The organism is Aquitalea denitrificans (genome assembly GCF_009856625.1).
In the GTDB taxonomy this organism is placed as follows: Bacteria; Pseudomonadota; Gammaproteobacteria; order Burkholderiales; family Chromobacteriaceae; genus Aquitalea; species Aquitalea denitrificans.
Genome location: NZ_CP047241.1, coordinates 547,471 through 567,058, shown reverse-complemented (window position 1 = coordinate 567,058; position 19,588 = coordinate 547,471). Strand labels below are relative to the sequence as shown.

Sequence of the window (19,588 nt, the reverse complement as noted above, 5' to 3'; positions counted from 1 at the left end):
GGACTGTGGTCTACCCGGATACGACGTGCTTTGTTCCGGGACATCTAAACATGCGTGCCAGGCATCGCTGGCAGACTGCGGTCATCTATTCCCCATGGCCGTTGCCCACCGGTCCGGACGTGGCAGACAGCACGCTGCGCTGCAACAACAACCACCCGTTTCACCGCCAACGCTTTCGAAGAATATTTAATGTAAATCAAGGATTACGATAGGGAGTTAGTGGTATTGAAAATAACTACATTCCGACGCCAAGCTGTCTTGAAACGACATCCGGTCGAAAAATGACAATTCTTCATCCCCCCCAGTAAAATCAGACCTTTAGCCGCCCCTTGCGACAGCCTGAGCGCCATCCATAGCTGTCGTAAAAAAACAGCAATAAACAATCAGTCAATTCTGTTAATGCAGTGTATTTTCCTGACGCAGCGCACCAATGGCATAAGCGTAGGCATTTCCTCTATCCAAAAGATATAAAGCAAGAAAAATGCCTGTTGCCGAAACGACAAGCAGGCATCAAGGGAGCCACACGAGAAGCCTGCCGGGGGAAGCAGGCCGGGGAAAAATCAGCGGTCCACCACCAGATCGCTCAGCGGCTTGCTACAGCAAGGCAGGAAGAAACCCTGGTCCACCTCGCGCTGGCGGATGCCGCCTTCGTGCTGCATGTCCACCTTGCCTTCCAGCAGCTTGGTCTTGCAGGTGCCGCACACGCCACGGGTGCAGGAAGCCGGCAGGCGCATGCCCTTGGCCAGGGCTGCGGCCAGCACGGTCTGCCCCGGTGCGACTGACAAATCGTCGCCCATCTTGGCAAAGTGCACATTGAAGCCGCCTTCGCAGCTGGCTGATATTTCGTCCACTGCGGCGTCCGGCGCTGCAGCGGCCAGCTCGGCAAAATTGAAGCTCTCTTCGTGGTAGTGCTGCATGTCAAAGCCGCAGTCCTGCAGCATCTGCCGCACCGAGGCCATATAGGGTGCCGGGCCGCAGCAGAACACCTGGCGCGCCATCAGGTCGGGCACCATGTGCAGCAGGCGCGCGGCGTCCAGCCGGCCGGTAAAGCCCGGCCATTCCGGTTCGCCCTGCCGGTTTTCACAGACAATCGCCTGGCTGAAAGTGGCATGGCTGCTGGCAAGCCCGGCCAGTTCCTTGCGGAAAATGATGTCGCGCGGCGAGCGCGCACTGTGGACAAATACGATGTCCGCACCGCTGGCCAGGTCGGTCAGCGCCCGGCTCATCGACATCAGCGGGGTTATACCGCTGCCGGCGGACAAGAACAGATACGGCGTACTGGCGTGGCGCACATAGCTGAATTCGCCGGACGGCCCCAACACGTTCAGCTGCATGCCGGGACGCAGGGTGTCATGCAACCAGCCGGACACCACGCCGCCGGGAATGCGCTTGACCGTGATGCTGACGCGGTCTGGCCGGGTGGGGCTGGAGGACAGGGTGTAACAGCGGTTGACGCTTTCACCGTTGATGTCCAGCTCCAGCGTGATGAACTGGCCGGGCTGGTAATGAAAGCGGCGCGGCGGTTCGGCACGGAACACAAAGGTTTTGACGTCGTGGGTTTCCTCACGCACCTGCACGCATTGCAGCGTGCTGTCTTCGCCCGGCTGCCACCAGGGCAGGTCGGCGGCTTGCGGGTGGGTATCCGGATGGGTGTTGACGCTGCTCATGGCGATTCCTTTGCTGACTGGCTGATCGCCCGTTGGCGGGCTGTTGCTGTAAGACCCGATAACAAAACCCCCGCTCCAGCGTTGCGCCACCTTGCCGTACGCTATGTACTGTCTGCGGCGGCGCGCCTTGGCCCGGGTTCTCTACGCGGTTTTGTTAACGGTTCTAAGAGTGGCAGGCCGCGCCAGGCAGCCTGCCGTTTACTACGTTTTACGGCGCGAAAAACCGGATCAACCCTGTTCCAGCCCTGCCCCCAGGCGGCCGATATACCAGTTGGTGAATTTCTCCACCAGCTCTTCGGTATAGGGCGAATACGGGCCGGGACGGTAGGCGGTGCTGTTGACGCCCACTTGCGACTCTTCCACCAGATGGCGGTCCTGGCCGTTGGTGGCGTTCCACACGCGGGTGAGGTTGGCCACGTCGTAATCCACGCCTTCCACCGCGTCCTTGTGTACCAGCCACTTGGTGCGCACCAGAGTGGTGTCCGGGGTCAGCGGCAGTACGGTGAAGGTGACGATGTGGTCGGCCATGAAATGGTGCCAGGAGTTGGGCTGTGTCCAGAACGACAGGCCACCGGCGTCGGCGTCCTTGATGTCGCCCAGCAGCTTCTTGCAGGCCGAGCCGGTGTCCATGGTTTGCGACTGGCCCTTGCGGTCCAGCGGCATGCGCATGGTGCGGAAGCCGGATACGTCGGACAGCTTTTCGATTTCCGCCGACGGCAGGCCACAGGCCTCCCAGCGTTCATGGCTGTCCTTGACGATGTTTTCGTAATTGGCCAGGCCCGCGGCCAGTTCGGCCTTGGGGGCAAAGCCGTAGCTGTAGGCATACAGCGAAATAGTCAGCTCGGGATGGTTACCGGTGCAGTGGTAGCACTCGCGGTTGTTTTCCATCGTCAGCTTCCAGTTGCCAGCCTCGATGATGTCGATCTGGGCGGCCACCTTGGTGTTTTCAATCTGGTGCGGGGCGATATAGGGGCCCATCTGCTCCAGCATCACGTCGATGTCAGCCGGCGGCTCATCGGCCAGACAGACAAACAGCAGGCCTTCCAGATTCTTCAGATGCACCGGCTTGAGGCTGTGATGCGACAGGTCGAAGCCTTCGGGCATGTGGTCGGCAAAAATCAGCTTGCCGGCCAGGTTGTAGGTCCACTGGTGATAAGGACAGACCAGATTGCCCACCGAGCCTTTTTCATCGGCACACAGGCGCGAGCCACGGTGGCGGCAGACATTGTGGAAGGCCTTGATCTGCATGTCGTCGTCACGCAGGATCAGGATGGGTTCCTTGCCGATTTCCACGGTGACATAGTCGCCCGGCTCCGGGATTTCCGCTGCCACGGCCACGTAAACCCAGTGCCGCTGGAAGATGTATTTGAGGTCGGCATCAAACACTTCCTGCGAATTGTAGAACGGGGCCTCCAGGCTATGCCCCGGCTGACGGCGGGCAACCAGCTCACGCAGTTTTTGTACCGGCTGGAAGCGAATGGCGCTTTCTTGCATTTCACGCATCTCCAAAACAAGTTTTTGCTCAGGCATCCTGCTAGCCGGTGGGTGGGGTGCTGGTCGGATGCTGCGGGGTTGTTGTCAGAAATCGACGAGCTGATGTTGCCTGAGGTAATCCAGCACAACTTGCGCTTTCTCGACAGAATCACCCTGTTTTACGACCACACCGGCAGCCTTGCCATCACCCCCGGCAATCGCCCCCTGCATGCGGGCATGACCACTGACCTTGCTGGCGGCCACCAGCGCGCGCGCACGGCGGGCCGGCTCCAGCACCACCGGGGCCAAAGCCGCACCAGTGGCGGCTTTGCGGCGAATCTTGCCCTGTTGCAGCCGGGCATAACTCCAGCCGGCTGCGGTAGCTGCGCGCGGATTGACGCTGGCCAGCAGCGGCAGGCTGGCCTTGAGCGTACGCCGCACGCCTTTGGGCAGCGCCTGCACCGCCTGCCATTGCTGGTCGGATTTCGACAAGGCCAGCACATCCGGCAACAAGGCGCAGCCCAGTTGCTCGGCCAGCTGATAAGGCAGCAGACCGGAGCCGTCACCGCCTTCGGCGCGGGCACCGCACAGCAGCATGGGGTAATCCTGCAGGGCCTCGGCCAGCGCACCCAGGACATCACTGTCGGGGCTCAGGCTCAGGCTGTGGACATGAGCGGCACCACGCGCCAGATAATCCGCCAGCGCCGCATCATCGGCGGCACCGGCATACCAGACATCCACCTGATCAGAAAGACGCTGTGCCAGCGCCAGTGCGGCCAGATCGGCCTCGCCGGCACAGGGACGACCGCTAACCGGATGCACGGCGGGGGAAACCAGGACGGCTATTTTCATTGCTGTTTCTCCTTAAAGCCGAAATCTGCTGCGCTTCGGTGACACTGCGTTCAAAACGCCTTCGGAATGCTCATTTACGCGCATGTAAACTCCGCTTCCTCACGCGTTTTCGCCTTGTCTCACTCTAGCTCGCGAGATTTGCCTCAGACTAAATTACGCTCACGCCGCACCAGTTGTTCAAACGCACTGATGAAGGACTGGCAGTCGTCGATGATGCTGAGGTCGGCACGCTTGATCATGGGGGCCGCCGCATCCAGGTTCACCGCAATCACATGGCGGCAGGACTTGATGCCTTGCAGATGCTGTACCGCACCGGATATGCCCAGCGCGATATAGGCGCTGGCCTGTACTGTTTTGCCGGTGGCACCCACCTGCTTGTCGCGGGTAAAGCGGCCATCGTCCACCGCCACGCGGGAAGCTCCCACCGCAGCACCCAATGCTTCGGCCAGCGCCAGAAAGCCCGGCACATTGCTGACGCCATTGCCGGCCGACACAATCAGGTCGGCTTCTTCCAGCGCCAGCTCGGAGGCCGGACTGGCGGCACTGCCCAGGTCCTGCACCTGCTCGCTGACGGCAGGCAAGGCAGCGGTTTCCAGCCGTTCGCCCTTGCCGACAAACGGCAGTTTGGCCTCGGCCACGCCACGTGCCAGCAACAATAGCTGTGCGCGTTCACGCAGGCTGAAACCAGCACCGGGCTGACGACGGCGCACGCCATCGGCGGCGATTTCCACCACATCGGTCACCACCGACAGCCGGGCGCGACAGGCCAGGCGGCGGCCCAGGTCGGCGTCTTCGCCACGGTCGGCAAACAGCACGGTATGCGGGCTTTCCTGCTGCAGCAGTTGTTGCAGCAAGGCCAGTTTCTGTTCCGGCGCATAACCGGGGTCGGCCACGGTCAGGGCGCGGTCCACGGCCAGTTCGGCCAGTGCTTCCGGCGCAGCGCCTTCCATGCCGTACAGCAAGGCCAGTACTTCGCCGTCCTTGCCGGCCAGAATGGCGGCGGCGGCAATGGCTTCGCGCGCCGCATCATCCAGCTGGCCGCGTTCGGCATGGGCCACCACCAGCAGGCGCTGGCTGAACGGCCCCTTGCTGCGCAGCGGCTTGTGGGCCGGGCCGTGGGCCAGCATGGCGGCATCGCGGCTGCCGCTGTCATCGCCCAGCACAATGCGCTTGAGGCCGCTGGGCCCCAGCACCCACGGGCGACGCGGGTCGATGCGCGGAATGGCCTGGGTAGAAAAATCCATCACTTTCTCCTTGTAAGCAGCAGCGGACGGGGCGAAGTCTGTGCTTCAGCCCCAGCTCGCCTCAGGCCAGGCGTTCGGCCACCAGTTCGGCCAGTTCGATCACGTCTGCCCGCTCACCCACCACGCCTTCCAGCATGGCCGTGCAATTGGGGCAGGCCACCGCTACCCGGCCGGTGCCGGTTTCGCGGATGTCGTCCATGCGCATGTCGGGAATGCGACGCTGGCCGGGAATATCGGTAAAGGCCGCGCCACCACCCCAGCCGCAGCAGCGGGCGTCGCGCCCGGAGCGCTGCATATCGACAACTTTGATACCAATGCCCTTCAGCACATTGCGCGGCGCATTGAAGCCATCGTTGTAACGGCCCAGATAGCAGGGGTCGTGGAAGGTGAGCGGCGGCAGCGGCGTGGCATCGGCCTTCAGCGGAATGGCGCGACGCGCCAGCAGGTGTTCCAGCAGCTTGCTGTGGTGCCATACGTCAAACTGGCCGCCCAGCGCCGGGTATTCATTGGCCAGGCAATGGAATACATGCGGGTCCGGCGTGACGATGTGGGCAAAGCGGTATTGCGCCAGCGTGGCGATATTGGCCTGGGCCAGCCGCTGGAAGCCGGCTTCGTCGCCCAGACGGCGTGCCACGTCGCCGCAGTCGCGCTCGGCCTCGCCCAGCACCGCCACCTTCACCCCGGCGGCCTTCAGTACTTTCACCAGGGCGCGCAATGCACGCTGGTAACGCATGTCGAATGCGCCTTCGCCGGCCAGCAGCAGCCATTCGGTGTGTTCGCCCGGCTGCAACACCGGCAGGTCCAGGTCAATCGCCCAGTGGTAACGCACCGCCAGCGGGTAGCCGCCCACGGTGTCGGTATTGCGCAGATTGGCCAGCGCCTCGCTGCCCTTGCCCGGTACTTCGCCACGGCTGAGGGTGACGTGACGACGCAGGTTGACCACGGTGTCCACATGCTCGATCAGCATCGGGCAGTTTTCCACGCAGGCGCGGCAAGTGGTGCAGGACCACAGCGTTTCCGCCGCCAGCACACTGCCGACGATGTCCTCGCCCGGCTTCACCACCACGGCCGCATCGCGGCCAGGATGCGGGTTGCCGGCATAGGCCGGGTCGGTGCCACGGCTCTGTGCCGCCACCATGTCCTGGATCAGCTTTTTCGGGTTGAGCGGCTGCCCGGCGGCATAGGCCGGACAGGCGGCTTCACACTTGCCGCACTGCACACAGGCATCAAAGGACAGCAGGCGGTTCCAGGCGAAGTCCTCCACCTTGGCCACACCCAGCTCCCCTGCGGCCAGATTCAGCGGCTTGAGGTCGGAGGATTTACCGGCAAAGCGTTCGGCACGCGGGTGAAAGGCCAGATGCAGCAAACCGGCCACCGCATGTTTCATCGGCCAGCCCAGGCCAATGCCCAGCGCCAGTTCGGCACCGCCCAAGGCCAGCATCAGCAGCGCCACCACGGCAATCAGCTGCCCGGCCATGCCCAGCTGCGGGCCGGCAAACAGCAGACCGGCGGCCAGCAGGCTGCCCAGCGCAAACAGGCGCAGGCGGGCGGGCAATACTTGCCAGCGGCCCTGCGACAGGCGCGGCGGGGCTTGCAGGCGACGGGCCTGCATCATGCGTGCGCCCAGCAGCATCACCGCGGCCATCAGCACCAGCAGCACGTCCAGCCAGCCCTGGTACAGCATCAGGCCGTAGTTGAGCGCCGACAGCAGCAGGATGGCCACGCCGCCACCGGCTGCCGCCACGTGAGCGCGGGCCACGGCGGGCTCGCGCGCCACCACGTGGTGGATATCGACAAAATAGCGCTTGGGCATGGCCAGAAGGCCAAGCCAGGACACACTGGCGCTGCGCCCCTGCTGCCACAGGCTGGCACGTCTGGCCAGGCCACCCAGCAGCAGGAGAGCACCCAGCCAGAACAGTCCGGTCAGGGCATGGGCAAGGGAGAAGCTCATGTCAGAAATCCTTCACCAGACGCAGGGCGTCGTAGATAGCACCGTGGATGTTGTGCATGGAAATGCAGTCACCCACGCGGAACAGCAAAAACTCACCCGCCGCCAGCGGCTGCGACAGGGAAGGCTGCGGCTGCGAGGCAAACAGGGTGTGGACATCGGTATGGCCCTGGTTCTTTGACAGCTCCTTCATGTCCCAGTACAGGCTGTCATTGGGCAGGATGCCGTTTTCGATCACCACCTGATCCACCGCCCGTTCTTCCAGCGCCTCGGTGTATTCGTTGCGCAGCACGGCGATTTTCTTGTCGCCTTCGGCATACACCTTGTCCAGCCAGAAATTGGGGGTGGGGATGATGCCCTGTGCGTACAGGCGGCGGTAGAAAATGGGGAAAGTCGTCCCGCCGGTGTCGTCGCCCACTTTCACGTCGGGGGTAACGATTTCCACCGTGCTGCCACGGCTGGACAGGAAGTCGGCCACGCCGAAACCGGCCTGGGTGCTGACGGCGTCATACACCAGCACGTTCTTGCCCGGCTCCACCTTGCCGGACAGGATGTCCCAGCTGCTGACGGCCACGCCCTCTTCCACGCCCCAGTCCGGCACCTGGCTGGTATAGGGAATACCGCCGGTGGCCAGCACCACGATGTCCGGTTTTTCCGCCAGAATCATCGCCTTGTCGGCAGCCACGCCCAGACGGCGATCCACCCCCAGACGCTGGGTTTCCATGTCCAGCCAGCGCACGATGCCGGCCATCTGTTCGCGCTGAGGGGCCTTGGCGGCGAGTACGATCTGCCCGCCTACCTGCGGCTGTTTCTCGAACAGCACCACTTCATGGCCACGCTCGCGCGCCACGCGGGCGGCTTCCAGCCCGGCCGGGCCGGCACCCACCACCACCACCTTGCGCAGCTTGTCGGCCTTGGCAATGTCGTGCGGCATGGTGGCTTCACGGCTGGTGGCGGCATTCTGGATGCACAGCACGTCCTGACCGTGATACTGGCGGTCGATGCAGTAGTTGGCCCCCACACACTGGCGGATCTGGTCTTCCTTGCCATCGCGGATCTTGATCACCAGATGCGGGTCGGCAATATGGGCGCGGGTCATGCCCACCATGTCCACCATGCCGCTGGCCAGAATGCGTTCGGCCTGTACCGGGTCGCGAATGCTTTGCGCGTGCATCACCGGCACCTTGGACACCGACTTGATGCCGGCAGCCAGATGCACAAACGGCTCCGGCGGCAAGGCCATCGGCGGCATGCAGTTGGCCAGGGTGTTGTGGGTGTCGGCACCGGAGCCCACCACCGACAGGTAGTCGATCAGGCCGGTTTCCGACATGGCCGCGGCAATGTCCTTCAGCATGTCGTGGCTCAGGCCGTCTTCATGGAATTCGTCACCGCACATGCGCAGGCCGACGCAGAAATCCGGGCCTACTTCGGCACGCACCGCATTGAGCACTTCCACACCAAAGCGCAGGCGGTTTTCAAAGCTGCCGCCCCATTCGTCGCTGCGGAAGTTGGTGCGCGGGCTCCAGAACTGGTCGATCAGATGCTGGTGGGCGGCGGAAATCTCGATACCGTCCATGCCGGCTGCCTTTACCCGGCGCGCAGCCTGGGCAAAGTCGGCAATGATGCGGCGGATTTCATGCTGCTCGATCACCTTGGCGTTGCCACGGTGTACCGGTTCGCGAATGCCGGACGGGCTGACCAGATGCGGCCAGTGCTCGCCGTAATAGCTGGAGCGGCGGCCCATGTGGGTGGCCTGGATCATGATCTTGGCGCCGTGGCGGTGCATGGCCTCGGCCAGCCGCGCCAGCGGGTCGATGATGGCGTCGGTGGCCAGGTTTACCGACTTCCACCAGCTTTGCGGGCTGTCGATGGACACCGGGCTGGAGCCGCCACAAATGGCCAGGCCCAGGCCGCCCTTGGCCTTTTCTTCGTAATAGCGGATGTAACGGTCGCCGGGCAGGCCGCCCGGCTCGGCATACACCTCGGCATGCGCGGTGCTCACCACGCGGTTGCGCAGCGTCAGCTTGTTCAGGGTAATGGGCGCAAACAGGTGCGGATAGCGCATGGGACGACTCCCGGCTTACAAGGGATGAACGGTGAAAATGCAGTAGTCGGCCCCCAGGCCGGCACACTGGCTTTCGCGGCTGACGGTGCGGTAGTCATGGCCCAGGTTTTCGCCCACCCAGTCCATGGCACCGGCAAACCAGCCGGCAAACAGATAGCAGGCCATGTGTTCGCTCTGCGGTGCACCGGCCACGCCCTGGGCCAGCACGAAACAGGAGTTGTCCAGGCGGATGCTGGCATTGCCAGTCACTTCGTCGGCCTCGATGAAGCTGAACTGGCCCCAGCCGCGCTGCGACAGGCGGGACAGATAGTGTTCAAACACTTCCATGCCCTTCAGGCCGTGGGTTTGCGCTTCGCTGCCGCACCAGAAGTGGGCAGAACGGTAACCGGCTTCGTACAGCGAATCGGCATACACGCGACGGCCCAGTGCTGCCTCGATGGCCAGATGGTTGTTGATGAAGAAATGCCGCGGCACATACAGCATGGGCAGGCCGTTGGTACTCCAGACGCCGGTGTCGGCATCCACGTCGATGGGAAGTTGAGGTTGCATGCCACTCTCCTGAGCAAGATGGGCGAGTTTGTCCGCCATTGCATGCATGGTGCCGGAGCGCATGCTGCCGCTGTTCAGCGCTTGCGACAGGTATTTGCCCCATACCGACCAGGCGGTCGCTTACGGGCAAAGCACAACCGTCGTGGTCGCAAGCACACACACCACCCATTCCAAATGACAGGAGAGTAGAAAACACGACCTGAGATGGCTTGCCTGCTGGTAGGCAAGACCTGACAGTTGCCGAACATCTTGCTTCGGCAGATACGGTTGCCAGGTTTGCAAGACGCCCTCACCGCTGGAAATTCACTTGTTCAGGAGACCCGACATGGACAGTACAACGCTCTTGCTTTACGTCATTGCCGCCACCGCAGCCACCATCACCCCCGGACCAACCATGCTGCTGGCACTGCACAATGGTGCCAACAGCGGCATGCGTGTAGCCGCCTGCGGCATTGCCGGTGCCGCGTTGTCCGACCTTATCCTGATCACTGCGGTTGGCTGTGGGCTGGGCAGCCTGATATTGGCATCTGAACAGTTGTTTACGCTACTCAAGTGGGTGGGATGCATATATCTGCTCTATCTGGCATGGCAGCTGTGGCAGGCAGCACCCACACTTTCCAGCACTGCCTCAACAAGGGATAACAACAATGGGCAAGGCCGGGCTGCCTTTCGCCGCTCATTGCTGATTGCCTTGTCCAACCCCAAAGGGCTGCTATTTTTCTCTGCCTTTCTGCCGCAATTCATCCAGCCACAGGCCAGCCTGACCGGCCAGTACGCCACGCTTGCTCTGGTCACTGCGCTGATCGATATCGTCGCCATGAGCGCCTACGCTGCCGGAGGCCATCACAGCATGCGTATTTTGACTCGCAGTGCCCTACGACGAATCAATCGCAGTTGTGCCGCCATCCTGGCCGGTCTGGCCATTGCACTCAGTCTGTATCGCCGCAGCGCTTCGCAGTGAGCAGGTGAACTTCTCCAACACCAGCAAATTCGGCCAGTCCAAGCGCGCTATCAATCCGGGCATATTCAACGGTCATGTCACCGGCCCGGCCAGTGATGCCTCCCCACCTCCACTTTCCGACAGGTTTTTGACCATGCATACGCTTACCGACGACGGTACCCGCCTGTTTCTCAGCCGCATGGGCGATAGGGGTAGCCCGCCCCTGATCCTGGCCCACGGCACATTTACCAATCAGCGCAGCTGCGCCCCGCTGGCCAGCCACCTGGCCGCACGCGGCTGGCAATGCTGGTTGTTTGACTGGCGCGGACACGGCTACAGCGACCAGCCCCGTGCCTCTTTCAATTTTGAAACCCTGGCCAGGCAGGATGTCCCTGCCGTGCTGCGGGTGGTGGAGGAAAACTGTGGGCCGCTGCGCCCCTTCTGGCTGGGGCATTCAGCCGGTGCGGTGATTGCCGCCATGTGGCTGGCCAGACAAGCGCCAGCCTGCACCCGGCTGGCCGGTTTGCAGATGCTGGCCGCCCAGGCCACCAGTCGGCAGCGCAGTTGGGCGATGCAGAAAAAGATTCGCCTGATTTCCTGGCTGCTGCCCTTGCGCCGGCAAATTGCCAGCCACTGGATGCCACTGGCTACCGAGGCGGAAAGCAGCCACCTGCTGCGTCAATGGTGTCAGTGGAGCCTGCGTGGTCACATGCAGGGCAAGGATGACTTTGACTACCTGGCTGCACTGGGCAGGCAGCAACTGCCGGTACTGTCATTGGCCGGGGGAGGCGATGACTTCATCTCGCCACCGGATGGTTGCCAGCGCCTGCTGGAAAGCTTTGGCAGCGCCAGCAAGCGCTATGTGCTGTGCAGTCAGGCACAGGGCTTTCTGGAGGATTACAGCCACGAGCGGCTGCTGCTATCAAAAAATGCCAAGAACGAAATCTGGCCCTTGCTGGAAAACTGGCTGCACCAGCATGCCCATCAGTCCCAGCCGCCGGCACCAGATCAGGAAGCCGCTTTTCTGTTGCCATCAAGCGCTCCACCACCAGTGCACGCCAGCGCTGATGACATTGATTTTCAACAGCAGCTGTAATAGCAGAGCAAAAGCAAACAGCCCGCCGCCATCATCAAGGGCTGCGGGCTGTAACAAGGGTTAAAGCGCTATCAGTGCGTCCACTCATTAACCTTGCCGGCGTTGGCCTTCACCCAGCTATCCGCCGCGGCTACCGGTTTGGCACCATTTTCCACATCCAGCATCACCTTGCCGATTTCCTCCGGCTTCCAGCGGAATTTCTTGAAGAAGGCCACCACTTCCGGAGCCTTGGCAGTGAGGCCGGGGTTGATCACGCTATCCACATGCTCGGCATCGCCGTACACCTTCTGCGGGTCTTCCAGGAAGCGCAGTTTCCATTTGGCAAACATCCAGTGCGGAATCCAGCCGGTAACGGCAATGGATTTCTTGCTGTTGATGGAGCGGGCCAGTTCCGCCGCCATGCCGGTACCGGAGCTGGGCAGCAGGGTGTAATCCAGCTGGTATTTCTTGATGGCTTCTTCGGTTTTCTTCATCACGCCGGCACCGGCGTCGATACCGACGATACGGCCCTGGAAGGCCGCCTTGTTGGCGTTGAGGTCGGCAATGGAATGCGCAGCCACATAATCAGGCACGATCAGGCCGATCTTGGCACCCGGATAGTTCACCCCCAGGTCCACCACCTTGTCCTTGAACTGGCTGTAATAGGCTTCGTGGGTGGTGGGCAGCCAGGCCGACAAGGTGGCGTCCAGATCGCCCCGGGCCACACCCTGCCACATGATGCCGGCGGCCACCGGCACGATTTCCACCGGATAACCCAGCTTGTTGCGGATGATGTTGGCCGCCACATTGGTGGTGGCCACACTGTCCGACCAGCCTTCTACATAGCCGATCTTGATGGTGGGCTTGTCAGCAGCATGGCTACAGAATGGCAGGGCCACACCGGCCAGCAGCAGGGCAAGAAATTGGCGTTTCAGCATTGCGTTCTCCAAAGATAGACAGGTTGAATCAAGGATGAACATCACAGAGCGGGTGCGGCATCATGAACGTGCCGTGTTGTCAGCCCGCTTCCGTTACAGCACCGCAGCTGTTACTGCACGGAAACCGGGTCTGCCTAAGGCAGCCCGGCGTCCTTGTTGTAAACGGCAGCCCGCTAGTGACGGGCCCAGTGGCAAGCGAATAAAAAAGCGGGGTCTTGCGACCCCGCTCAAGGCTCAACTACCCCAGACGTCTGCAAATACACGCAGCCAGTTTTCCCCCAGCACCTTGCGGATCTTGCTCTCGGACCAGCCGGCCTTTTCCATGGCAGCAGTCAGATTCGGCGTTTCGCCGATGGTGCGGATGCCTTCCGGATTGAGGATGGTGCCAAAGTTGGTCAGGCGGCGATGACGGCCCTTGTCGTGGGTGATCCAGTCAAAGAAGCCCTTGTCATAGCCCTGGGTGAAGTCGGTGCCGTAGCCCACGCAGTCCTCACCCACCAGGTTGATGATGTAGTCCATGGCCTCGACATAGTCGTCCACCGTGGCCTCGATGCCGCGCTTGAGGAAGGGCGGGAACATGGTGACGCCGATGAAACCGCCATGGTCGGCAATGAAGCGCAGTTCTTCATCGCTCTTGTTACGCGGGTGTTCTTTCAGGCCGGACGGCAGGCAGTGCGAGTAGCACACCGGCTTTTTGGATTCCAGAATGGCCTCGCGCGAGGTGTTGCCGCCCACATGCGACAGATCCACCATGATGCCCACTCGGTTCATCTCGTTGATCACTTCACGGCCAAAGCCGGACAGGCCGCCGTCGCGCTCGTAGCAGCCGGTGCCCACCAGGTTTTGCGTGTTGTAGCACAGCTGCACCACGCGCACGCCCATGTCGGCAAAGGCTTCGATATAACCCAGATTGTCTTCAAAGGCGTGGGCGTTCTGGAAACCCAGGATGATGCCGGTCTTGCCCTCGGCCTTGGCACGGCGCACGTCCTCGGTGCTGCGCACCAGGGTAAGGATGTCGCTGTAATCGCGAATCTGCTTTTTCATCTCCGCGATATTGCCCACGGTATCCTGGAAACCTTCCCATACCGACACGGTACAGTTGGCTGCCGACAGGCCACCACGGCGCATGTCGTCGAAAACCTCACGGCTCCATTTGGCAATGATCAGCCCGTCAATCACCAGCGCGTCCTGATGCAGCGTCGTCATACACGTACTCCCCAACAGAAAAAAGTGGAACAACAAGCGGCTCAGGACACCTCGGCCAGCCGCACATGAACGGTTTCCGGCAGGCGCAGGCCGCCCGCCAGGGCAAACAGGGCCACCAGCAGCAGATAAGCTGCCGGTGCCAGATGGCTGCCGGACACATCAATCAGCCAGGTCGCCATCAGCGGTGCCGTTCCGCCAAAAATGGTGTAGGCCAGGTTGTAGCTGATGGCACCTGCGGTATAGCGGATGCGGGTGGGAAAGCTTTCCGACAGCAAGGGGGCCGTCACCACGCCGGACAGCACCGCGGGCAAGGCCTGCAACATGCCGCCCAGCACCGCCAGCCCCAGCTGGCCGCTTTGCGCCAGCCAGAACGAGGGAAAGATGGTGAGCACGATCAGCACGCATACCGTGGCCATGCTGCGCCGCCGCCCTACCCGGTCGGAATAGCGCCCGGCCAGCGGGCACAGCAGTGCAGCAAACAGCAGCGACAGCACCGATACCAGCAGGGCATTGCCACGGCTCATGCCTGCCACCTGCTGTAGATAAGTACTCAGATAGGTGGTGAAGGTATAAAACGACAGCGCCGTCACAGAGATGAAGGCCGACAGCCAGGCAATGGGCCGGCCATGACTGGCAAAAGCATGCCGCAGCGGCGCGTGCTCGGTTTGCTGGCGCTGCTCCAGCGCACGAAAGGCCGGGGTTTCCGCCAGACGGTTACGCAGATACCAGCCCACCAGCCCCAGCGGTGCGGCAATCAGGAAAGGCAGCCGCCAGCCCCAGTCGGCCAGCGCTTGCGGGCTGAGCCACTGGTTGAGGCCGTACACCAGCACCGCCGCGCAGGCAAAGGCAGAAAAAGTGGAGACCGGCAGAAAGCTGCCATAGCGCGCCCGGTGATGGCTGGGCGCATGTTCCATCACATAGGCACAGGCCCCGGCGTATTCGCCGCCGGCGGAAAAACCCTGCACGCAACGCGCCAGCGTCAGCAGCACCGGGGCGGCCAGACCGATGCTGGCGTAGTCCGGCAACAGGCCGATCAGCGTGGTGGCCCCGGCCATCAGCAAGATGGTGATGGCCAGCGTGCGCTTGCGGCCTATGCGGTCGCCCAGCATGCCGAACACCACACCACCGAGCGGGCGGAAGGCAAACGCCACCGCGAACACGGCAAAGGTTTTCAGCAAGCTGATGTCGGCACTGCTGCCCGGAAAGAAATGCTGGGCAATCACCGTGGCCAGGAAACCATAGACGGCAAAGTCGAACCATTCGACAAAATTGCCGACCGAGGCGGCCAGAATCACCTTGAACAACACTTGCTGCTCGGCGCGATCAGTCATGTTGGCTCCCGATAAAGCCGGATCGACATCGCTGGGAAGTTGAGGTTGTGCATGCGACTCTCCTGAGCAAGATGGCCGAGTCTGTCCGCCATTGCATGCATGGTGCCGGAGACGCTGCCGCTGCTGTTCAGCGCTGGCGACAGGTATTTGCCCCATACCGACCAGCCGATCGGCACAAGACAAACACAACCGTCGCACGGGCTAAGCAAAGATGCCGGACTGGAATATAAGGATGGGGTAGGACGACAGCGGAATGGGGGGTACGGCCAACAGCAAAAGCCGCCCCCTACCCGAAGGCAGGAAGCGGCGCGGTTTCAGGCAAGAATCAGACTGGGCCTGGGGGCGGACAGCTGGGCAAACAGCGGGTGATCACTACGCGCTTCCAGCTGGCACACGGCAAAGCCGTAGGGCTGGGCGGCGCGGCGCAGCAGGCGCCACACATAGTCGGCAAAGCTGCGGCGGAACAGCACGAACACGCCGTCGGTTTCCAGGCGGATGATCTGTACCGTGGCCTTGCCCAGCACGGTGCTCACCATGTGGCCCAGCGGGATGGACTCAAAGTCGTACACCCCCAGGTGACGCAGCACGGTGATGTGCTCGGTGCCACCCAGCCAGGCCAGGGTCAGGCCGCCACTGGAATCCACGGTCTGGGCAAACAGCTTTTGCGCGGCAAAACCAGCATCCAGCTGCGCAGTCCAGTCGACCAGGCGCTGGCGATGGCTCACCAGCAGCCATTCGTCCGGCGAGGTCCACATCAGCACGCCTTGCGGGCCTTTGCTGACCACCCCGGCCTTCAGCGGCAGGGCAAGACCGGTGACTTGCTGCACCAGCTCGGCAAAGCCGGCTTCGGCGGTGTCACCGCGCAGCACGGCATAGCCCAGATGCGGCAGTTCGTTGCACCAGATGCGGCCATCGGCACGGCGCGGCTGCGCCTCGGCATCCAGCTTGAAGTGTTGGAGCGGCGACTCCATGAATGGTTGGAAACCTTGCTTAGGCATGTTGACGCACCCCTTCCTTGTCCACGAACACCGACGACACCACCTGCGCCGGCACACTCTTGCCATGCGCCCAGACGAACACGGTGTCGCCCTCGCGCTTGCTGCCATCCTTCAGTACCGCCATGGCCACCGAGCGGCCAAGGAAGGCACTGTGATAACTGGACGTCACATGGCCCTGCATGGCTGCCGGCACCGTGTCATCGGTATTGCTGAGAATCTGCGCGCCTTCGGCCAGTACCACCTTCGGGTCCAGCGGCAGCAGGCCCACCAGCTGTTTGCGGCCTTCACCCGCGGTGTGCGAGCGCAGCAGCGAACGCTTGCCGAGGAAGCTGAACGGCTTTTTCATGCCCACTGCCCAGCTCATGGCCAGATCGTTCGGGCTCATCGAGCCGTCCGTATCCTGACCGACGATGATGAAGCCCTTCTCGGCCCGCAACACGTGCATGGTTTCGGTGCCGTAGGGGGTGATGTCGAACTCGGCACCCGCCTTCATCACTTCTTCCCACATGTAGCGGCCATAGTTGGCATCCACATTGATTTCGTAGGCCAGTTCACCGGAGAAGCTGATGCGGAACACCCGCGCCGGCAGCCCGGCCACGGTGCCGCTGCGGCCATCCATGAACTTGAAGGCGTCCTTGTCGAAGTCGATGTCGCTGCACAGCTTTTGCAGTACCTTGCGGCTGTTCGGCCCCACCACGGCCACGGTGGCCCAGTGGTCGGTGGTGGTGGTGAAACGTACTTTCAGTTCAGGCCATTCGGTCTGGTGCCAGCGTTCCAGCCAGCTGTACACCCGCGCCGCACCGCCGGTGGTGGTGGTCATGTGGAAGTGGTCGTCTGCCAGGCAGGCAGTCACACCGTCGTCCATCACCATGCCGTTTTCGTCCAGCATCAGGCCGTAGCGGCACTTGCCCGGGTCCAGCTTGCTCCAGGCATTGCTGTAGATGCGGTTGAGGAATTCGCGCGCATCCGGGCCCTTGACGTCGATCTTGCCCAGGGTGGAAGCATCCATCACACCTACGCTGTTACGGGTGGCCAGGCATTCGCGGTTGACCGCGGCATGCAGGTCTTCACCCGGCTTGGGGAAGTACCAGGGGCGCAGCCACTGGCCCACCACTTCGTACTCGGCCTTGCGGGCGTCGTGGCTGGCGTGCATGGCGGTGTAGCGGCGCGCATCGAAGGTTTCGCCCACGTGCGGGCCGGCCAGCGCACCAAAGGTGACCGGGGTGTAGGACGGCCGGTAGGTGGTGGTGCCCACTTCGGCGATGGGTTTGCCCAGTGCTTCGGCGGCAATGGCAAAGCCGTTGATATTGGACAGCTTGCCCTGATCGGTACCGAAGCCCAGCGCGGTATAGCGCTTGACGTGTTCGATGGAGCGGTAGTTTTCGCGAATGGCCGTGTGGATGTCGGCAGCCGCCACATCGTTCTGGTAATCGACAAAGGCCTTGGCACCATGGCCTTCCGGCTTGCCATCCGGCAGGCGGAAGATGGCACGCGGCGCGGCCACTTCTTCATTGGCAACCGCCGGGGCCTTGCCACTGCTGCCACGACCATGGCCCAGCAACAGCGCGGCCACAGCGGCGTGGGTCTGGCTCAGCGCGTCGGACAGTTCCCAGCGGCCGGTGATGGCACCGACGCAGGCAATGTTTTCACGGCCTTCGTCCGGGCAGACAAAGGACAGCTGCTGCTGATTCCACACCGGACGGCCACCGTTGTGGCAGAACAGATGCACGGTGGAAGTCAGGCCGCCGGAGGACAGCACGGTGTCCACGCTCAGGCGCGGGCCTGAGCCGACCACCTGATTATTGCGGCCATCCAGTTTCACCAGTTGCGCGCCAGTCACACTCTTGTCGCCCAGCACCTTGGCAATGCCATGGCCCAGCAGCAATTCGGCACCGGCACTCTTCAGCGCCTGCTGACGCCATGCCGCAGCCCCGCCCTGACGGGCATCGGCCAGCGTTACCTTGACGCCGGACAGCGCCAGATCCAGTGCGGCTTCGTAAGCGGCATCGTTCTGGGTTTGCACCAGCACTTCGCGGCCCACGGCCACGCCGTAGCGGTTGAGGTAGCTGTGACCGGCGGCGGCAGTCATCACGCCTGGCACGTCGTTGTAACCGAACACCAGCGGGCGTTCGATGGCACCGCTGGCCAGAATCACCTGATGAGCGCGGATCTTGTGCAGACGCTGGCGCGGCAGCGCGGCATTGCGCTCGGTCAGCGGCAGGTGGTCTTGCAGCAGTTCCACCGCCTGCACCAGATTGAGGTCGTGCAGGGCAAAGGCGGTAGTACGCGGCAGCACGGTGACATTGGGCAGGCTGGCCAGTTCGGCCAGACGCTGGTTCACCCACTCCATGCCGGACAGGCCGTCGATGCGGCTGCGACGCTCGGTCAGCAGCCAGCCGCCCATTTCGGACTGTTCGTCCACCAGCAGGGTTTTCAGGCCGGCGCGGCCCGCCAGCGTGGCCGCCCACAGGCCGGCAGCACCACCGCCCACCACCAGCACATCGATATGGTGATGCAGGTGGTCGTAGCTTTCCGGATCATCCTCGGTCGGGGCGCGGCCATATCCGGCGGCCTTGCGGATGAATTTTTCATAGAAGGGCCAGGCTTTCACCGGTTCCATGAAGGTCTTGTAGTAGAAGCCCGGCGGCATGAAGCGGCCAAACTTGCCCAAGAGGCCCTTGAGGTCGAAGTCCAGCGAGGGGTAGCCGGTGGTGCTGCCGGCCAGCAGGCCCTGGTACAGCTCCACTTGCGTGGCCTTGAGGTCGGGCACGGTATGCGCGCCGCTTTCCAGCTGGATCAGCGCATTCGGTTCTTCGGCACCAAAGCCGACGATGCCGCGCGGACGGCCATACTTGAAGCTGCGGCCGATCAGGCGCACGCCGTTGGCCAGCAGGGCCGAGGCCAGGGTGTCGCCGGAGAAGGCCTTGTACTGCACATTGTCGAAGATGAAGCTCAGCGGCTTCTGGCGATTGATGCGCTCGCCCGGGCGATGTATGCGATAGCCGCTCATGCTTGTTCCTCCAGATACAGTGCCTTGCCGTCGGCCAGCGTCCAGCTGCCGGCAATTTCATAGCTGACGGTGTGACGCTTTACCGCAAACACCTTGCGACAGCCAGCCACGTGCTGCCATTGCTCCCAGTGCCAGCCACGCGGGTTCTTGCGGTGGAACACGTAGTCGCCCCAGGTGGCGTCGTCGGCTTCTTCCGGTACCGGCGGGCGGGCGATATAGGCTTCGCCGGCATAGCTGAATTCTTCTTCTTCCCGCGCCTCTTGGCAGTGCGGGCAGGTAATGATCAACATGA

General features: G+C 62.6%; 15 protein-coding genes. 2 read left to right on the top strand and 13 right to left on the bottom strand.

Annotated elements, in window-relative coordinates:
• Window positions 1–560 precede the first annotated feature (560 nt).
• From GSR16_RS02545 to GSR16_RS02515, 7 genes are all read right to left on the bottom strand, one after another.
• Window positions 561–1,667 (bottom strand): FAD-binding oxidoreductase, encoded by a 1,107-nt coding sequence (locus tag GSR16_RS02545; RefSeq protein ID WP_159875005.1) that lies wholly within the window; start codon window positions 1,665–1,667, stop codon window positions 561–563.
• A gap of 228 nt (window positions 1,668–1,895) precedes the next feature.
• Complete coding sequence (locus GSR16_RS02540; protein ID WP_159875004.1) at window positions 1,896–3,161, bottom strand: aromatic ring-hydroxylating oxygenase subunit alpha; 1,266 nt, start codon at window positions 3,159–3,161, stop codon at window positions 1,896–1,898.
• An 84-nt stretch (window positions 3,162–3,245) separates the two neighbouring features.
• Entirely contained in the window at window positions 3,246–3,992 is a 747-nt protein-coding gene (locus tag GSR16_RS02535; protein WP_159875003.1) for an adenine nucleotide alpha hydrolase family protein, read from the bottom strand.
• Window positions 3,993–4,135: 143 nt separating this feature from the next.
• Entirely contained in the window at window positions 4,136–5,236 is a 1,101-nt protein-coding gene (locus tag GSR16_RS02530) for an FAD-binding protein (protein WP_159875002.1), read from the bottom strand.
• A 61-nt stretch (window positions 5,237–5,297) separates the two neighbouring features.
• On the bottom strand, window positions 5,298–7,187 hold the full coding sequence (locus GSR16_RS02525) for a DUF3483 domain-containing protein (RefSeq protein WP_159875001.1): 1,890 nt from the start codon (window positions 7,185–7,187) through the stop codon (window positions 5,298–5,300).
• Between the two features lies 1 nt (window position 7,188).
• The gene (locus GSR16_RS02520) at window positions 7,189–9,249 is read right to left on the bottom strand and encodes an NADH:flavin oxidoreductase (RefSeq protein WP_159875000.1); all 2,061 of its coding nucleotides are present in this window, start codon (window positions 9,247–9,249) and stop codon (window positions 7,189–7,191) included.
• A 15-nt stretch (window positions 9,250–9,264) separates the two neighbouring features.
• Complete coding sequence (locus tag GSR16_RS02515) at window positions 9,265–9,798, bottom strand: DUF5943 domain-containing protein (RefSeq protein ID WP_159874999.1); 534 nt, start codon at window positions 9,796–9,798, stop codon at window positions 9,265–9,267.
• 325 nt (window positions 9,799–10,123) lie between these two features.
• Between GSR16_RS02515 and GSR16_RS02510 the strand changes: the two genes are divergently transcribed.
• The gene (locus GSR16_RS02510) at window positions 10,124–10,759 is read left to right on the top strand and encodes a LysE family translocator (protein ID WP_159874998.1); all 636 of its coding nucleotides are present in this window, start codon (window positions 10,124–10,126) and stop codon (window positions 10,757–10,759) included.
• Between the two features lie 4 nt (window positions 10,760–10,763).
• Window positions 10,764–11,834 (top strand): alpha/beta fold hydrolase, encoded by a 1,071-nt coding sequence (locus tag GSR16_RS02505; RefSeq protein ID WP_159874997.1) that lies wholly within the window; start codon window positions 10,764–10,766, stop codon window positions 11,832–11,834.
• A 71-nt stretch (window positions 11,835–11,905) separates the two neighbouring features.
• Here GSR16_RS02505 and GSR16_RS02500 read toward each other — a convergent pair whose 3' ends face one another.
• The 6 genes from GSR16_RS02500 to GSR16_RS02475 form a co-directional block, all read right to left on the bottom strand.
• Window positions 11,906–12,751: a glycine betaine ABC transporter substrate-binding protein gene (locus tag GSR16_RS02500; RefSeq protein ID WP_159874996.1), complete on the bottom strand. Its 846-nt coding sequence runs from the start codon at window positions 12,749–12,751 to the stop codon at window positions 11,906–11,908.
• A gap of 234 nt (window positions 12,752–12,985) precedes the next feature.
• On the bottom strand, window positions 12,986–13,957 hold the full coding sequence (locus GSR16_RS02495) for a dipeptidase (protein ID WP_159874995.1): 972 nt from the start codon (window positions 13,955–13,957) through the stop codon (window positions 12,986–12,988).
• Window positions 13,958–13,998: 41 nt separating this feature from the next.
• Window positions 13,999–15,288: an MFS transporter gene (locus tag GSR16_RS02490; RefSeq protein WP_159874994.1), complete on the bottom strand. Its 1,290-nt coding sequence runs from the start codon at window positions 15,286–15,288 to the stop codon at window positions 13,999–14,001.
• 314 nt (window positions 15,289–15,602) lie between these two features.
• Window positions 15,603–16,259: a sarcosine oxidase subunit gamma gene (locus GSR16_RS02485; protein WP_159874993.1), complete on the bottom strand. Its 657-nt coding sequence runs from the start codon at window positions 16,257–16,259 to the stop codon at window positions 15,603–15,605.
• Between the two features lie 19 nt (window positions 16,260–16,278).
• On the bottom strand, window positions 16,279–19,296 hold the full coding sequence (locus GSR16_RS02480; protein ID WP_159874992.1) for a sarcosine oxidase subunit alpha family protein: 3,018 nt from the start codon (window positions 19,294–19,296) through the stop codon (window positions 16,279–16,281).
• Entirely contained in the window at window positions 19,293–19,586 is a 294-nt protein-coding gene (locus tag GSR16_RS02475; RefSeq protein WP_159874991.1) for a sarcosine oxidase subunit delta, read from the bottom strand. The genes GSR16_RS02480 and GSR16_RS02475 overlap by 4 nt, the downstream gene beginning before the upstream one ends.
• Between the last annotated feature and the right edge of the window lie 2 nt (window positions 19,587–19,588).

Bases quoted from the DNA above. Each gene is read 5' to 3' on its own strand.
- GSR16_RS02545 (WP_159875005.1), bottom strand. From the start codon at position 1,667: ATGAGCAGCGTCAACACCCATCCGGATACCCACCCGCAAGCCGCCGAC.
- GSR16_RS02540 (WP_159875004.1), bottom strand. From the start codon at position 3,161: ATGCAAGAAAGCGCCATTCGCTTCCAGCCGGTACAAAAACTGCGTGAG.
- GSR16_RS02535 (WP_159875003.1), bottom strand. From the start codon at position 3,992: ATGAAAATAGCCGTCCTGGTTTCCCCCGCCGTGCATCCGGTTAGCGGT.
- GSR16_RS02530 (WP_159875002.1), bottom strand. From the start codon at position 5,236: ATGGATTTTTCTACCCAGGCCATTCCGCGCATCGACCCGCGTCGCCCG.
- GSR16_RS02525 (WP_159875001.1), bottom strand. From the start codon at position 7,187: ATGAGCTTCTCCCTTGCCCATGCCCTGACCGGACTGTTCTGGCTGGGT.
- GSR16_RS02520 (WP_159875000.1), bottom strand. From the start codon at position 9,249: ATGCGCTATCCGCACCTGTTTGCGCCCATTACCCTGAACAAGCTGACG.
- GSR16_RS02515 (WP_159874999.1), bottom strand. From the start codon at position 9,798: ATGCAACCTCAACTTCCCATCGACGTGGATGCCGACACCGGCGTCTGG.
- GSR16_RS02510 (WP_159874998.1), top strand. From the start codon at position 10,124: ATGGACAGTACAACGCTCTTGCTTTACGTCATTGCCGCCACCGCAGCC.
- GSR16_RS02500 (WP_159874996.1), bottom strand. From the start codon at position 12,751: ATGCTGAAACGCCAATTTCTTGCCCTGCTGCTGGCCGGTGTGGCCCTG.
- GSR16_RS02495 (WP_159874995.1), bottom strand. From the start codon at position 13,957: ATGACGACGCTGCATCAGGACGCGCTGGTGATTGACGGGCTGATCATT.
- GSR16_RS02490 (WP_159874994.1), bottom strand. From the start codon at position 15,288: ATGACTGATCGCGCCGAGCAGCAAGTGTTGTTCAAGGTGATTCTGGCC.
- GSR16_RS02485 (WP_159874993.1), bottom strand. From the start codon at position 16,259: ATGGAGTCGCCGCTCCAACACTTCAAGCTGGATGCCGAGGCGCAGCCG.
- GSR16_RS02480 (WP_159874992.1), bottom strand. From the start codon at position 19,296: ATGAGCGGCTATCGCATACATCGCCCGGGCGAGCGCATCAATCGCCAG.
- GSR16_RS02475 (WP_159874991.1), bottom strand. From the start codon at position 19,586: ATGTTGATCATTACCTGCCCGCACTGCCAAGAGGCGCGGGAAGAAGAA.